Origin of the sequence: Bradyrhizobium sp. ERR14 (genome assembly GCF_014198235.1) — a bacterium.
Taxonomy (GTDB): domain Bacteria; phylum Pseudomonadota; class Alphaproteobacteria; order Rhizobiales; family Xanthobacteraceae; genus Bradyrhizobium.
The window spans coordinates 15,103-28,612 of the sequence record NZ_JACIHD010000009.1 but is presented as its reverse complement, the minus strand read 5'-3'; the positions used below and the strand labels follow the sequence as shown (position 1 = coordinate 28,612).

The window sequence follows — 13,510 nt, the reverse complement described above, 5'->3', positions numbered from 1 at the left end:
TCACCTCACCAGGAATTCGATACGGCGGTTTTGCGCCTTGCCTTCGTCGGTGTCGTTGCCGGCGAGCGGCTGCGTGCTGCCATGGCCGACCGCGGTGAAGCGGCTGGCGGGCAGGCCGGCCTTAACCAGATAGTCGATCACCGCCTGTGCGCGCTTCTCCGAGAGAGCGCGGTTGAAGCCGTCCTCGCCGTCGGCATCGGTATGCCCGGCGACCTCGACATTGGTGGTGGGGCAGCGCAGCGCCGTCTCGATCAGATGATCGAGAATGGCGGCGGAATCCGGATCGATGTCGGCGCGCTTGGCCGCGAAGCGGATCTTGCCCTTGGCCAGAAGGTCCGTGAACAATTGCTGGCACACGGTGCCATCGACCGGGCCTGCCGCGGGCTTCACGGTGATCTCCGGCTTGTACTGCCAGTTTTTCGGGAACTCCTTGCCGAGGCCCGCGCGGATGTCGTTGGCGGCGCCCTCGTAGAGCGCATCGCCCGACAGCTTCACCTCGCGGTCGGAGACGACGAGCGTGCCGGTCGACAGCCGCGACAGCGCGCCGAGGGCTGCGATCACGGCGGTGTTGAAGGAGCCGGGCGCGCCGATGCTGGCCTTGAGATTGTCGACGACCTTCTCGGTGAAGAATTTTCGCGCGGCGCTGGTGGCGATTGCGGCGTGGATGGTGTTGTCGGGAACGTAGCCGGTCAGCGTCACGGTCGCGGCGACCGGATCCTTGTAGGCCTGGAAGATATAGGGCGGCGCCTTGACGTCGTTGGCGGCGATCGAGAAGCCCTCGGGCAGGTTCTTCAAAGCTGCCACGATGGCCTCGCGGCCACCGAGATCGCGCGCCATGCCCGACAGATTGACCTTGGTGTCCGTGATCGTGATCTTGCCGTCCTTCAGCTTGCCGATCTGGTCCAGCAACAGCGTCGCTGCGGCCTCGAACCGCGGCGGCGCACCGCGCGCCAGCCCCATCTGATCGGCCACCTCGACGCCGCCGACCTCCTTGCGGGCCGCCTCGGTCAGCCGGCCCTTCATCGACGGCAAGGGCGCGGAGCCTGACAGCGTCACCCGCACCACGTCGCGCTCGGCGTTCCAGATGAAGGGTTTGGCCTCGGGAACAAGGCGGGTCCGGTCGTCGACCAGGCGGACGCCGGGGACGGTCTCGACCGCCATCACGGCATCCCGCCGCCCCTCCTCGGAGAAGGCGTCCGCGGCCAGGCTGACATCGCGGCCGTCGACCGCGATCCGGGTCTTATCCAGGACGGTGTCCTTCAGCGCAGCCGAGCTGCGCGCCGACAGGTCGGCTTCGACCGGTAAGGTATTATTCCAAGCCGCAAATCCCCACATGACGGCCAAGGGGATCAGCCCAGGCCACCATTTGCTGGCCCACCTAAAAAGCTTCTTCATTCGACGACCCGAACTCTGGAACCGGAGACAAAACAAACCCTTGGCAGGCTGTCAAACCGGAAATGTTGCCCTTGCGAAGGCCTCACCCGGACAATCGGAATAACTTTTTCTTCAAGGGTTCTTCCGTAAGTTGAAAGCGGAATGCCAGAGTCCGCCAGCGGGTCATGAAACAACTGCGTAACAACGTCATCCGCGCCGGGCTGGGAGCACTCTATTTCAGCGGGGCGCACCACCTGCTGCGCCCGCTTTTGTCGGGCGTCGGCGCCATTTTCATGCTGCACCACGTGCGACCGGCCCGCGAGGCCGCGTTCCAGCCGAACCGGCATCTCGAAGTCACCCCCGAATTCCTGCGCGCGACGCTGTGCCATCTGCACTCGCGCGACATCGACATTGTCAGCATGGACGAGCTGCATGAGCGGCTGGTGCAGGGCCGGTTCGACCGCCGCTTCGCCGCCTTCACCTTCGATGACGGCTATCGCGATAATCTGGACTACGCGCTGCCCGTGCTGCGCGAATTTGACGCGCCTCTGGCGGTCTATGTCGCGAGCGATTTTGCCGAGGGCACTGGACGGCTGTGGTGGGTGGCGCTGGAGGCCGTGATCGCCAAGGCCGAGCAGGTCGATGTCAGAATAGGCAATTCCACACTGCGGCTCGATGCGACGACGCCCACCGCCAAGCAGGCAACCTTCGACCGCCTGCACGACTGGCTGCGCGCGCTGCCGGGCGAGCACGATCTGGCGCGAGAGATCGAGGCGCTCTGCACGACATACGACGTCGACATGGCAGCGCTGTGCCGCAGCCTCTGCCTGTCCTGGGCCGAGGTGAAGAGCTTTGCCGCCGACCCGCTGGTCACGATCGGCGCGCATAGCGTCAGCCATTGCAATCTCGCCAAGGTGGCCGAAGACGTCGCCGCGCAGGAGATCGCCACGAGCCGCGCGCGGATCGAGCAGGCGCTGCAGCGCCCGGTGCTGCATCTCGCCTATCCCTATGGCGACCGCGAGGCCGCGGGGATGCGCGAATTCGGCCTTGCTGCAACCGCGGGCTTCAAGACCGCGGTGACGACGCGGCCCGGCATGCTGTTCGCCGACAATGCCGCCCACATGACGGCGCTGCCGCGCGTCTCCCTCAACGGCAATTACCAGGACGCAAGAATCCTCCCCGTTCTGACCTCGGGCGCCGCGACCGCAATGTGGAACGGCTTCCGCCGGATCGCGGCGGCGTAGGCGCTGCTCCAATCTCCGCCGTCGTCCCTGCGAAAGCGGGGACCCATACCGCGTGATCTATCGATTGCGATCGGTAGACCTACCGAACGACCAGCCTTCGCCAAACTAGTCCTTGTGGGTATGGGTCCCCGCGTTCGCGGGGACGACACCGCCTTGGATGGAGCGCTCTCGCGCCACACTCCTATCGCATCCAGCGCCTTTCTTGACTCCCCACCCCTCCCCGCCCAAAACATCGCCAACCAAGGGAGGAGGCACCATGTTCAACGATCTGTTCTCGCTCAAAGGCCGCGTCGCACTGGTGACCGGAGGCTCGCGCGGCATCGGCAAAATGATCGCGGCGGGATTTCTCAGCGCCGGCGCCGCGAAGGTCTACATCACCGCGCGCAAGGCGGGACCGTGCGAGGAGACCGCCAAGGCGCTCACCGCGCAATATGACGGCGAGTGCATCGCGCTGCCGATCGACATCTCGACGCTCGCCGGCGCCGAGCTGCTGGCAACCGAGTTCAAGAAGCGCGAGCCGAAGCTCGACATCCTCGTCAACAATGCCGGTGCCGCCTGGGGCGCGGAGTTCGACGAATTCCCGGAGAGCGGCTGGGACAAGGTGATGAACCTCAACGTCAAGGCGCCGTTCTTCCTGACCAAGGCGCTGGCCGGCCCGCTGCGCGCAGCCGCAAGCGCGGAGCGGCCGGCGAAGGTGATCAACATCGCCTCGATCGACGGCATCTTCGTCAACCCGATGGAGACCTATTCCTACGCCGCGAGCAAGGCCGGGCTGATCCATCTGACCCGGCGCATGGCGGTGAAGCTGATCTCCGACCACGTCGTGGTCACGGCGATTGCGCCGGGCCCGTTCCAGTCCGACATGAACCGCGCCGCGCGCGACCATGGCGACGAAGTCGCAACGCGCGTGCCTGCGGGGCGCATCGGCACCGACGAGGACATGGCGGGCGCCGCAATCTATCTCGCCTCGCGCGCGGGCGATTACGTGGTGGGCGCGACCATCGCGGTGGACGGAGGCATCGTCTATGCCAACCCGGGGATCAAGGGGAGCGGGTGGGAATAGCTGAGGGGGCGAATGGTAGTTCGCCCTCACCTCACCCTCCGCGGTCATGCCCCGGCTTGACCGGGCATCCAGTACGCCGCGGCCTCTCGATTTATCTCTGACGCCTCTGGAATTCTGGATCACCCGCTTTCGCGGGTGATGACACCATTTGTGTTGCGCCGGCGGCGGCCCTGACGCCTACGACTCGATCTTCACGTACTCGAAATCGCCGGGCTTGTTGTCGATACCGACCTTCGGCGGCGAGATCCAGGAGGCGAACTTGCCGCTCTCGGTGACGGGCTGCATCAGGGAGGTGATGAAGTCGCCGTCGGCGGTCGAGGGCAGCCATTCGTCCTTGCGCTTCGCCCAGGTGGCATCGTCGATCAGAAGGCCGTCGGGCGTCGCGTGCACGTCCTTGAACTCGCCGATGTGGCGGTGGAAGGCGACGTTGGGCAGGGTCAGCTTGAAGTCGTAGCCCGCGGTCGAGATCACCTTGTTCCAGCGCAGCATGCCCTTGACGCAATCCTGGCTGTAATCGTCGCGCAGGCGCATGTTGAGCGCGGTCAGCGCCGGCTCGTCGACCAGCTTGATCTCGCCGTTGATGAACTTCAGCACCGGATAGGTGGCGTTCTTGAGCTGGTGATCGTCCTCGATCTGGGTCTCGTGATAGCGGCCCTTGATGCCGGCATTGAAGGCGTTGGCTGCGTTGGTCGAGACCTCCGAGCCAAACAGATCGAGCGACAGCGTGTAGTGCAGGTTCAGCTTCTTCTGGATGGTCGGCAAGTCGATCACGCCGAGCGCGCGGACTTTTGCGATATCGGTAGGATCGGTGATGCCGGCCTCGCGCATCGCATCGCAGGTGCGCTGCACGACGCGGGTGATGCCGGTCTCGCCGACGAACATGTGGTGCGCTTCTTCCGTGAGCATGAAGCGGCAGGTGCGCGACAGCGGATCGAAGCCGGACTGCGCGAGCGAGTGCAGCTGCATCTTGCCGTCACGGTCGGTGAAATAGGTGAACATGAAGAAGGACAGCCAGTCCGGCGTCGCCTCGTTGAAGGCGCCGAGCATGCGCGGCGCATCGGCATCGCCGGAGCGGCGGCGCAGCAAATCATCTGCTTCCTCACGGCCGTCGCGGCCAAAATATTTCTGCAGCAGATAGACCATCGCCCAGAGGTGGCGGCCTTCCTCGACATTGACCTGGAACAGGTTGCGCATGTCGTAGAGCGAGGGCGCGGTCTTGCCGAGATGGCGCTGCTGCTCGACTGAAGCAGGTTCAGTGTCGCCCTGGATCACGATCAGGCGGCGCAGCATGGCGCGATGCTCGCCCGGGACTTCCTGCCAGGCCGGCTCGCCATAATGCTCGCCGAACGGCACGACGCGGTTCTCTTCCTGCGGCGCAAGCAGAATGCCCCAGCGATAGTCGGGCATGCGGACGTAGTCGAACTTGGCCCAGCCGCGCGGATCGACCGAATAGGCGGTGCGCAGATACACCAGCGATTCCTGGAAGCCTTCCGGCCCCATGTCGCTCCACCAATCCATGTAGCCGGGATGCCAGCCCTCGAGTGCTTTGAGCACCTGGCGGTCTTCGGCGAGATTGACGTTGTTGGGAATCTTGGTCGAGTAGTCGACGTTCATGATGTTCATGTTCATGTGGACCTCCCGTGGGGGACTAGCTCGTTAAAGGGGCGAATGGCGAATGGCGAGTAGCGAATGGAAACTCCTATTCGCCATCCGCCACTCCCTACTCGCTAGACTCGCGTCATATCGAATTTCGGCTTCTGGCCGCTGCCGTAGCGGCGCAGCGCGCCTTCCTCGCCGACCGCGTTGGGGCGCTGGAAGATCCAGTTCTGCCACGCGGTCAGGCGCGAGAAGATTTTCGATTCCATCGTCTCCGGGCCGACGAAGCGCAGGCTTGCTTCCATGCCGGTGAGGCTGTCGGGCGAGAAGCTGGCGCGCTCCTCCAGGAACACGCGGACCTCGTCGTCCCAGTCGATGTCGTCGAGCGCGAAGGTGACGAGGCCGAGCTCTTCGGCCTGCTCGGCATCGAGCGCGGTGCCCATCGTGGCTTCGGCGCGCTCCACATCGGACGGATCGGCCTGGAAGCGCGACTCCAGCCGCGTCAGGCCGTGGCTCATCGGATACGGGCCGAAATTCATGGCGGAGAGCTCGATCGACGGCGGCGGGCGGTTGTCGCCCTGGCGCGTGCCGATCAGCATGTAGGAGCGGTCGGCGGCGAAGACGAGCTCGGCGAGCGTGCCGGCAAAGCAGGAGCCGGGCTCGACCAGCGTCACCAGCGTGCGCGAGGTGACGTCGATGCGCTTCAGCACGCGCTTCCAGTAATGGCGGATTTCGTTGACCAGCCAATGCGCCTTGTTGGCTTCGAGGAACGCGTCGTGCGCGAGCACATGGGCGCGGTCGCCATGGCTCTTGAACACCAGCATCGCGATCTCGAGCTCGTTGATGCGCAGATGAAGGATGGCGTCGTCGAGCTCGCGCGCCACTTGCAACGGCCAGAACGAGGCGCCTTGCGCCATCATGCCGTCGATATCGGCGGGTGCTGCAGCCTCCGGCGCCTTGATGGAGATGGTGGCGATGCGGGCCGTGCGATCGATATCGACCGTGACGAAGCCGTAGCGGATGCTGTTTTCGTCGATGAGGCGCTTGAGCTGCGTCAGCGCGATGCCCTTGCCGCTGCCCTTGCGCTTCGAGGCGGCCGCGAACTCCTTGGCACGCTCGGTGATCTTGGCCTCTAACTTCGAGTTCGGTGCGATCTCGTCGACGAGGCGCCATTGCACGGCGCGCTTGCCCTTGACGCCTTCCTCGATGGTGCAGAAGAAATCGGCATGATCGCGGCGCACCTTGCGCTTGTCGACGACGCGGGTGAGACCGCCGGTGCCCGGCAGCACCGCGAGCAGCGGCACCTCAGGCAAAGCAACGGCAGAGGAGCCGTCGTCGGCGAGGATGATGTGGTCGGTCGCGAGCGCCAGCTCGTAGCCGCCACCGGCGGCGGAGCCGTTCACCACCGTGATGAAACGCTGGCCGGAATTCTCCGACGAGTCTTCCATGCCGTTGCGGGTCTCGTTGGTGAACTTGCAGAAGTTCACCTTGTGGGCATGGGTCGAGCCCGCGAGCATGCGGATGTTGGCGCCGGCGCAGAACACGCGGTTCTTGGCCGAGCGCATCAGCACGACCTTCACTTCCGGATGCTCGAAGCGCAGCCGCTGGACCGCATCCGCCAGCTCGATGTCGACGCCGAGATCGTAGGAATTGAGCTTGAGCAGATAGCCCTCGAACAGGCCGCCATTCTCGTCGACGTCCATGGTCAGGGTCGCGACGTCACCCTCGACCGCGAGCTTCCAGTGCTTGTAGCGGGACGGTTCGGTCTGGAAATCGATGAATGTCGCGCCGCCTGCGAGGCGCCGATCTTCCCCGGCCATGGGCCACCCTTGAGCTCGTTTTGGTTTAGCGTTAGATGCACAATAGTGCATCTTTTTGGATGCGTCTAGCCCTTAACCGCCGGCGCATGCACTTTGTTTCATGCAGTCGGCCAGGACCGCACGATCGCACCAAGCGCGATCCAGTCGGCCTTTGCGAGCTGCGGGCGGCCGATCTTGGCCTGAAGCAGCGCCATCAGGGCCGCGACTGGAAAGCTCTCGACGAAACCGTCGCCGCCGCTGGCGACCTTGCGTGCGCTCAACGCGCGCAGCTCGGTCAGAGCGTCGCCGAACAGGCGCGCGGCCGAATGCGCCTTCTGCATGCGCAAACGCAAATTGGCATTGGCGATGTGGATGCAGGCGCGCAGCAGGATGCGTTCGCGGCCGCTCTGCGGGGCTGCGGCCCACACCGTCTCCAGCACCTCCTGCGCTTCCCAGAAATAGCCGCGATCGTTGAGCGCGAGCCCGTAGCGCAGCGCCGGATGGCGGGCCGGCACGTAGCCGCGAAAGGCCGAGGGCACCAGCGCCTTGGCCAAGCGAAGCGTTTCGTCATCGGCCTCGATGGCGCCGGTCTCGCCCGGCACATAGGCCCATTGCGGCCATGGCAATTGGCCGGTCGCATGTGAAGGCACATTCATCGATGTGCCTCCGCATGGTCATGCGGCGCGTCCCTGGAGTCCCTGATCGTCGCGCAGGGCCGCTTTTGCAAATTGCTCAATCGCGTCAAGCGTCGCCCCCGGCGCCTCACGATGCGGGGAATGGCCCGCGTCTGAAATGACTTTAAAATCTATCGGACAGTAACACTCTTCCTGCGCAATTTCGACCTGACGCAATGTCCCATATTGGTCGCCTGCACCTTGCAGGACCATCATGGGGACGCGGATATAGGCCAGATATTCCGAGATGTCCCAATCGCGGAATTTCGGATCGAGCCAGGCGCCGTTCCAGCCGTAGAAGGCGTTGTCGACATCCTTGTGCCAGCGCGACAGCTTGGCCTTGAGGTCGGTGGTCTCGAAGCTGGTCTTGATCTCCGCGATGGATTTCACCGAGATGTCCTCGACGATGAAGTGCGGCGCGATCAGCACGAGGCCGCTCAGGCGGTGATCCTGATGCGCGCCGGCATAGATCGTCGCGATCGAGCCGCCGTCGGAATGGCCGAGCAGCAGGCCGCGCTTGAAGGGAACTGCGTCGAGGATTTTCGGCAACACGTCCAGCGCCTCGCGCTGCATGTAGTCGAGCGGCCGCGGCAATGTCACCGGGCTCGACTGGCCGTAGCCTGCCCGCGAATAGGCGAAGATGCCGGCACCGGTGGCTTGCTGCAGCTTCTCGGGAAAATCGCCCCAGAGCCCAACCGAGCCGAGGCCTTCATGCAGCATGACGATGGTGGGGGCGTCGGCCGATGCAGGCGCGAGCCATTTGTATTCGAGGCTGGCGCCGCCGATGCTGAGGAAGCCGGTGGGGGTGAGGTTGGTCATGGTCGAAGTCCCATTCCTGGCCAAGGCCGAGATGCCCACCCTCCCCTGGAGGGGGAGGGTCGATTCACAGCGAGCGTAGCGAGATGTGAATCGGGGTGGGGTGACAGTCTCTCCGCAGATGCAGCGCCCGCGTGGAGAGATCACCCCACCCCGTCACGCATCTCGCTGCGCTCGATCGCGTGCCGACCCTCCCCCTCCAGGGGAGGGTAAGCAAGTGCAGTTCGCACACTCAATTCGTCCCTTCCCGCAGCTTGAACCGCTGGATCTTTCCCGTCGCCGTCTTCGGCAGGGACTCCACCACGTCGATCCAGCGCGGATATTTCCACGGGCCGATCTTCTGCTTGACGTGCTCCTTCAGCATTTCCTGAAGATCGCTAGTCGTCGCGCCGGGGCGCAGCACGACGAAGGCCTTCGGCTTGAGCAATCCTTCCGGATCGGCCTCCGGCACGACGGCGGCCTCCAGCACGGCGGGATGGGTGATCAGCGCGCTCTCGACCTCGAACGGCGAGACCCAGATGCCGGAGACCTTGAACATGTCGTCGGCGCGACCGCAGAAGGTGTAGCGGCCATCTGCATCGCGAACATATTTGTCGCCGGTGCGGGTCCACGGTCCCTCAAAGGTCCGGCGGCTCTTGTGGCGTTGATTCCAGTAGCCGTCGCCGGCCGAGGGCGCATCGACCAGGAGCTCGCCGACCTCGCCGTCGGCAACGTCTTGCCCAGCCTCGTTGACGAGCCGCACCGCATAGCCCGGCACCGGCTTGCCGGAGGAGCCATATTTGATGTCGCCGGGCGCGTTCGACAGAAAGATGTGCAACAGCTCGGTCGAGCCGACGCCGTCGAGAATGTCGACGCCGAAGCGCGCCTTCCAGCTGGTGCCGACGGATTCCGGCAGCGCCTCGCCGGCCGAGGTGCAGATGCGCAAGGCGCCGCCGCCACGCTCGGCCTTCATGGTCTCGTCGTTGAGCATGGCCGCGAACAAGGTCGGCACGCCGTAGAAGATCGACGGCCTGTAGCGGTTCATCAGATCGAACATGCGCGCCGGCGTCGGCCGTTCGCTGTTGAGGATCACGCTGGCGCCGACCGACATCGGGAAGGTCAGCGCATTGCCGAGGCCATAGGCAAAGAACAGCTTTGCCGCGGAAAGACACACATCGCTCTCGCGGATGCCGAGCACCTGTTTTGCGTAGGTGTCGGCGGTCGCCTGCAAATTCGAATGGATATGGCGCACGCCCTTGGGCATGCCGGTCGAGCCGGACGAATAGAGCCAGAACGCCGGCTCGTCAGGATGCGTCGCGGCGGTGGTGAACTGATCGCTCTCGCCCGCAAGCTCTTCAGCGAGCTGCTTGTGCCCGTTCTGCTTGGCGCCGGAGACCACGACATGCTCGAGGTCGGGCATGCGGCCGACCACGTCCTTGATGACAGGGTAGAGCGCCTCGGAGACGAACAGCACACGCGCGCGGCAGTCGGCGAGGATGTAGGCGTATTGATCCGCGGTCAGCAGCGTGTTCAACGGCACGGGCACGATGCCGGCGCGGATCGCGCCCAGGAACACGACCGGAAAGTCGATCGTATCCAGCATGATCATCGCCACGCGCTCCTCGCGGCGGACGCCGAGCCGGCGCAGCACGTTGGCGGCGCGTCGGCTCTCGCGCTGAAGCTCGCCATAGGTGAGCCGCGAGACGGTGTCGTCGAAGGCCAGCTTGTTGCCGCGGCCCTCCTCGACGTTACGGTCGAGCAGCCAGGTCACCGCGTTATAGGATCCCTCGCTCACTGGACTTCTCCCCCGAATTTAGAATTATAATTCATAGAAAGACACCACGGCGGCTTGCTGTCAATGCTAGCAGGCATTATGTTTCATTAAAATGCGCCGCAGGACACCCTTCAAAAAGACATCCCTTAAAGAAGGCTCATGACCGACAGTCCCGACGCCGAATCCCGATTTCTCGAACAGCTCGGCCAGCGCGTGCGCACCATGCGCGCGTTGCGCGGTATGTCGCGCAAAGTGCTCGCCAAGGTATCAGGAATCTCGGAGCGCTACATCGCGCAGCTCGAAAGCGGCAAGGGCAATGTCTCCATCGTGCTGTTGCGCCGCGTCTCGGACGCGATGGGCGCGCATCTCGAAGATCTGCTTCCCAGCGCCGACCCGACGCCGGACTGGCAGATGTTTCGCGACCTGTTGCGCAAGGCCACGCCTGCGCAGATCGCGCAGGCAAAAGATCTGCTCGCCGGCGGCAGCGCCTCGGCGCCGCGACGCGCTCCGTTCTGCGGCATCGCGCTGATCGGCCTGCGCGGCGCCGGCAAGTCGACGCTCGGGCGCATGCTGGCGAAGAAAGTCGGCTGGAGTTTTGTCGAGCTCAACAAGGAGGTCGAGCAGCAGAACGGTCTCTCGGTCGCCGAGATCATCGCGCTGTACGGCCAGGAAGGCTTTCGCCGCATGGAGCAGGCGGCGCTGCAACAGCTGCTAGCGCGCAACGAGCTGATGGTGCTGGCGACCGGCGGCGGCATCGTGTCCGAGCCTTTGACGTTCGACCAGATCCTGACCTCGTTCTACACGATCTGGCTGAAGGCCGAGCCCGAAGAGCACATGGCCCGCGTCCGTCGCCAGGGCGATTTGCGCCCGATGGCCGACGACCGCTCTGCCATGGCGGAGCTGCGCAACATCCTGCTCAGCCGCGAGCCGCTGTACTCGCGCGCGACGGCGGTGGTGGACACGGCAGGTCTCTCCGTCGATGCAGCGGCCGCACGGCTGATCGATGCGGTACGGCCCGTGCTGCAGAACGAGGCCCGCAGCTTCGGCCTGCGGAGTGTGGCGCTGTAGGGCGAGCTGCATCGAAACGCTCTGCTGTCGTCCCTGCGAACGCAGGGACCCATACCGCGTGATCTATCGATTGATCCGGGCTGCTAATCCCAAACGGCCAGCCTTCGCCAAACTGCTCCCTGGGGTTATGGGTCCCTGCGTTCGCAGGGACGACAGCGGAGGATTTTGCGCGACCGTTAGCAACACTATATTGACGCCCATCAATAGGCATTGAGACCCACGATGACCTCCACCGACGTCACCACCTCCATGTTCGAGCGGATCGGCGGCAGCGCTACGATCGACGCCCTGGTCGATCGCTTCTACGAACGCATGGACACGCTGCCCGAGGCGAAGATCATCCGCGCAATGCATACGGACGACCTCGGCCTGATCAGGGATGTGCTGAAGCGCTATCTCACCGAATGGACCGGCGGCCCGCGCCTCTATACCCCCGAGAAGGGCCATCCGCGGCTGCGCCAGCGCCACATCGGCTTTGCCATCGGCGATGCCGAGCGCGATGCGTGGATGCTCTGCATGCGCGGCGCGATGGAGGAGACTGTGACCGACACGGCGGCGCGGCTGGAGCTCGACAAGGCGATATCGGGCCTCGCCGACTGGATGCGTAACCGGCAGTGACAGGGCGGCAGCGCCTCGACGCAATTCGAAGGCGTATCATGGACCCGCATCGCGTGATTTGAGTTCCGCGGCGATCGCCTGCTAAGCTCCGCGGGCCAGGGCTATTGCGTCGGCAAGGCCGCGCTCTATGCCGCCGCCTGCCGCGCGCACGGCATTCCGGCACGGGTCGGCTTTGCGGACGTGAAGAACCATCTCACCACCGAGAAGCTGCGCACGAGCATGGGCACGGACATCTTCACCTGGCACGGCTTTACGGAGGTGCATGTCGATGGCGCCTGGCGCAAGGCGACGCCGACCTTCAACGACACGCTCTGCGCCAAGGTCGGCGTAGCCCCGCTCGATTTCGACGGTCATACCGACGCACTGCTGCATCCCTTCGACGGCGAGGGGCGCGCCTACATGCAATATGTCAATGACCGCGGCACCTATCACGACGTGCCCGCAAAATTCCTGATGCGCGAAATGGCGCGCGACTACGCCAACATGCAGGGCGAAGATCTGTCGGGCCGTGACATGGAGCGCGAAGCGGCGGAGCGGTAGCACACGATGGACGCACCTGCCGATGTCATCCGTCGACCGGCCTCGCCGCGCCTTGCACGGCTGATCTCGAGCATCTCGTTCTATCGCGAGCGCGGCCTCGGCCTTTCCGCCTTCCGGCACGCCGCGCCGCTTGCGCTGCCGCTCCTGGTGAATCTGGGAACGCCCTTCCGCATTGCGCTCGGACACCAACCGGATCGTGCCGACGCGCAGCCGAGCTTCGCGGCGGGTCTGTTTCCCGGACCGGTCGTGATCGAATCCGACGGCCGCGCCGAATGCGTTCAGGTCGATTTCACGCCGCTCGGGGCGTATCGCTTCTTCGGAGGCGCCGTGCCCGACCTGACCGCGCGCATGGTCGGCCTCGACGACATTCTGGGACGGGATGGCGAGAACCTCCGCGCCAGGGTGGCCGAGGCGGTCGGCTGGCAGCGGCGGTTCGAGATCGTGGAAGACTTCGTGCGTCGCCGCGCCGTGCACGAGCCCTCGCCTGCGGTGGCTTTCGCCCTAGAGACGCTCTGGCGAGGCGCGGGCGCGGTCAGGATCGCCGACATCGCCTCCGACATCGGCTGGAGCCGCAAGCATCTCACGCGCCGTTTCCACAACGAGATCGGCGTTGCGCCTAAAACGCTGGCCCAGATGCTGCGCTTTCATCGAGCCTGCGCGCTGGCCCGGACGGACGGCACGGGCGGCTGGGCGGCCATTGCCGCGGACGCCGGCTATGCCGACCAGGCACATCTCGCGCGCGATTTCCGGATCTTCAGCGGCGAGACGCCGACCGGATGGGCCGCGCGGCTCGACGTCGTCGATCCCCGCCTGAAGCGCGACGGCGGGGGCTAGCGCCAAACGGCGGCCAGGACGGCGCGAGACGGTCAATCCCATTTGTTCAAGCCGGCTGCCGCGATCCGAACTAGGGTCAGCTCTGCAGCAAGCTTGCACGCACTTGCATCGAACGTCTTGCATCAAACCTT

Annotated in this window: 12 protein-coding genes; 6 read left to right on the top strand and 6 right to left on the bottom strand. The window is 64.9% G+C overall.

Annotated elements, in window-relative coordinates:
* Positions 1 to 1,395: an OmpA family protein gene (locus GGD62_RS24040; RefSeq protein WP_183710564.1), complete on the bottom strand. Its 1,395-nt coding sequence runs from the start codon at positions 1,393 to 1,395 to the stop codon at positions 1 to 3.
* Positions 1,396 to 1,559: 164 nt separating this feature from the next.
* Here GGD62_RS24040 and GGD62_RS24035 point away from each other — a divergent pair, with 164 nt between their 5' ends.
* Together GGD62_RS24035 and GGD62_RS24030 are read left to right on the top strand one after the other, a co-directional pair.
* Positions 1,560 to 2,618: a polysaccharide deacetylase family protein gene (locus GGD62_RS24035; RefSeq protein WP_183710562.1), complete on the top strand. Its 1,059-nt coding sequence runs from the start codon at positions 1,560 to 1,562 to the stop codon at positions 2,616 to 2,618.
* A 256-nt stretch (positions 2,619 to 2,874) separates the two neighbouring features.
* Entirely contained in the window at positions 2,875 to 3,681 is an 807-nt protein-coding gene (locus GGD62_RS24030) for an SDR family oxidoreductase (protein WP_183710560.1), read from the top strand.
* Between the two features lie 177 nt (positions 3,682 to 3,858).
* Here the strand turns inward: GGD62_RS24030 and boxB are convergent, their stop codons facing one another.
* The 5 genes from boxB to GGD62_RS24005 form a co-directional block, all read right to left on the bottom strand.
* Positions 3,859 to 5,310 (bottom strand): benzoyl-CoA 2,3-epoxidase subunit BoxB, encoded by a 1,452-nt coding sequence (gene boxB, locus GGD62_RS24025; protein WP_018316898.1) that lies wholly within the window; start codon positions 5,308 to 5,310, stop codon positions 3,859 to 3,861.
* Between the two features lie 98 nt (positions 5,311 to 5,408).
* The gene (gene boxC / locus GGD62_RS24020) at positions 5,409 to 7,097 is read right to left on the bottom strand and encodes a 2,3-epoxybenzoyl-CoA dihydrolase (RefSeq protein WP_183710558.1); all 1,689 of its coding nucleotides are present in this window, start codon (positions 7,095 to 7,097) and stop codon (positions 5,409 to 5,411) included.
* Positions 7,098 to 7,195: 98 nt separating this feature from the next.
* Positions 7,196 to 7,732 (bottom strand): DUF309 domain-containing protein, encoded by a 537-nt coding sequence (locus GGD62_RS24015; RefSeq protein WP_183262175.1) that lies wholly within the window; start codon positions 7,730 to 7,732, stop codon positions 7,196 to 7,198.
* A gap of 18 nt (positions 7,733 to 7,750) precedes the next feature.
* Positions 7,751 to 8,569: an alpha/beta fold hydrolase gene (locus tag GGD62_RS24010; protein WP_018316895.1), complete on the bottom strand. Its 819-nt coding sequence runs from the start codon at positions 8,567 to 8,569 to the stop codon at positions 7,751 to 7,753.
* A 229-nt stretch (positions 8,570 to 8,798) separates the two neighbouring features.
* Positions 8,799 to 10,340, bottom strand: coding sequence for a benzoate-CoA ligase family protein (locus GGD62_RS24005; RefSeq protein WP_183710556.1), 1,542 nt, complete (start codon positions 10,338 to 10,340; stop codon positions 8,799 to 8,801).
* A gap of 138 nt (positions 10,341 to 10,478) precedes the next feature.
* Here GGD62_RS24005 and GGD62_RS24000 point away from each other — a divergent pair, with 138 nt between their 5' ends.
* The 4 genes from GGD62_RS24000 (at position 10,479) to GGD62_RS23985 (ending at position 13,379) form a co-directional block, all read left to right on the top strand.
* On the top strand, positions 10,479 to 11,387 hold the full coding sequence (locus tag GGD62_RS24000; protein ID WP_028139766.1) for a helix-turn-helix transcriptional regulator: 909 nt from the start codon (positions 10,479 to 10,481) through the stop codon (positions 11,385 to 11,387).
* A gap of 222 nt (positions 11,388 to 11,609) precedes the next feature.
* Positions 11,610 to 12,005, top strand: coding sequence for a group II truncated hemoglobin (locus tag GGD62_RS23995; protein ID WP_179739941.1), 396 nt, complete (start codon positions 11,610 to 11,612; stop codon positions 12,003 to 12,005).
* A 78-nt stretch (positions 12,006 to 12,083) separates the two neighbouring features.
* A complete protein-coding gene (locus GGD62_RS23990; protein ID WP_246800282.1) occupies positions 12,084 to 12,545 on the top strand; it encodes a transglutaminase domain-containing protein in 462 nt (153 codons plus the stop codon).
* A gap of 6 nt (positions 12,546 to 12,551) precedes the next feature.
* Positions 12,552 to 13,379 (top strand): AraC family transcriptional regulator, encoded by an 828-nt coding sequence (locus GGD62_RS23985; protein ID WP_183710554.1) that lies wholly within the window; start codon positions 12,552 to 12,554, stop codon positions 13,377 to 13,379.
* Positions 13,380 to 13,510: the final 131 nt, after the last annotated feature.

What these genes read in the sequence shown, in the direction of transcription:
- GGD62_RS24040 (WP_183710564.1), bottom strand. Translation starts at nt 1,395, where the DNA reads ATGAAGAAGCTTTTTAGGTGGGCCAGCAAATGGTGGCCTGGGCTGATC.
- GGD62_RS24035 (WP_183710562.1), top strand. Translation starts at nt 1,560, where the DNA reads ATGAAACAACTGCGTAACAACGTCATCCGCGCCGGGCTGGGAGCACTC.
- GGD62_RS24030 (WP_183710560.1), top strand. Translation starts at nt 2,875, where the DNA reads ATGTTCAACGATCTGTTCTCGCTCAAAGGCCGCGTCGCACTGGTGACC.
- boxB (WP_018316898.1), bottom strand. Translation starts at nt 5,310, where the DNA reads ATGAACATGAACATCATGAACGTCGACTACTCGACCAAGATTCCCAAC.
- boxC (WP_183710558.1), bottom strand. Translation starts at nt 7,097, where the DNA reads ATGGCCGGGGAAGATCGGCGCCTCGCAGGCGGCGCGACATTCATCGAT.
- GGD62_RS24015 (WP_183262175.1), bottom strand. Translation starts at nt 7,732, where the DNA reads ATGAATGTGCCTTCACATGCGACCGGCCAATTGCCATGGCCGCAATGG.
- GGD62_RS24010 (WP_018316895.1), bottom strand. Translation starts at nt 8,569, where the DNA reads ATGACCAACCTCACCCCCACCGGCTTCCTCAGCATCGGCGGCGCCAGC.
- GGD62_RS24000 (WP_028139766.1), top strand. Translation starts at nt 10,479, where the DNA reads ATGACCGACAGTCCCGACGCCGAATCCCGATTTCTCGAACAGCTCGGC.
- GGD62_RS23995 (WP_179739941.1), top strand. Translation starts at nt 11,610, where the DNA reads ATGACCTCCACCGACGTCACCACCTCCATGTTCGAGCGGATCGGCGGC.
- GGD62_RS23985 (WP_183710554.1), top strand. Translation starts at nt 12,552, where the DNA reads ATGGACGCACCTGCCGATGTCATCCGTCGACCGGCCTCGCCGCGCCTT.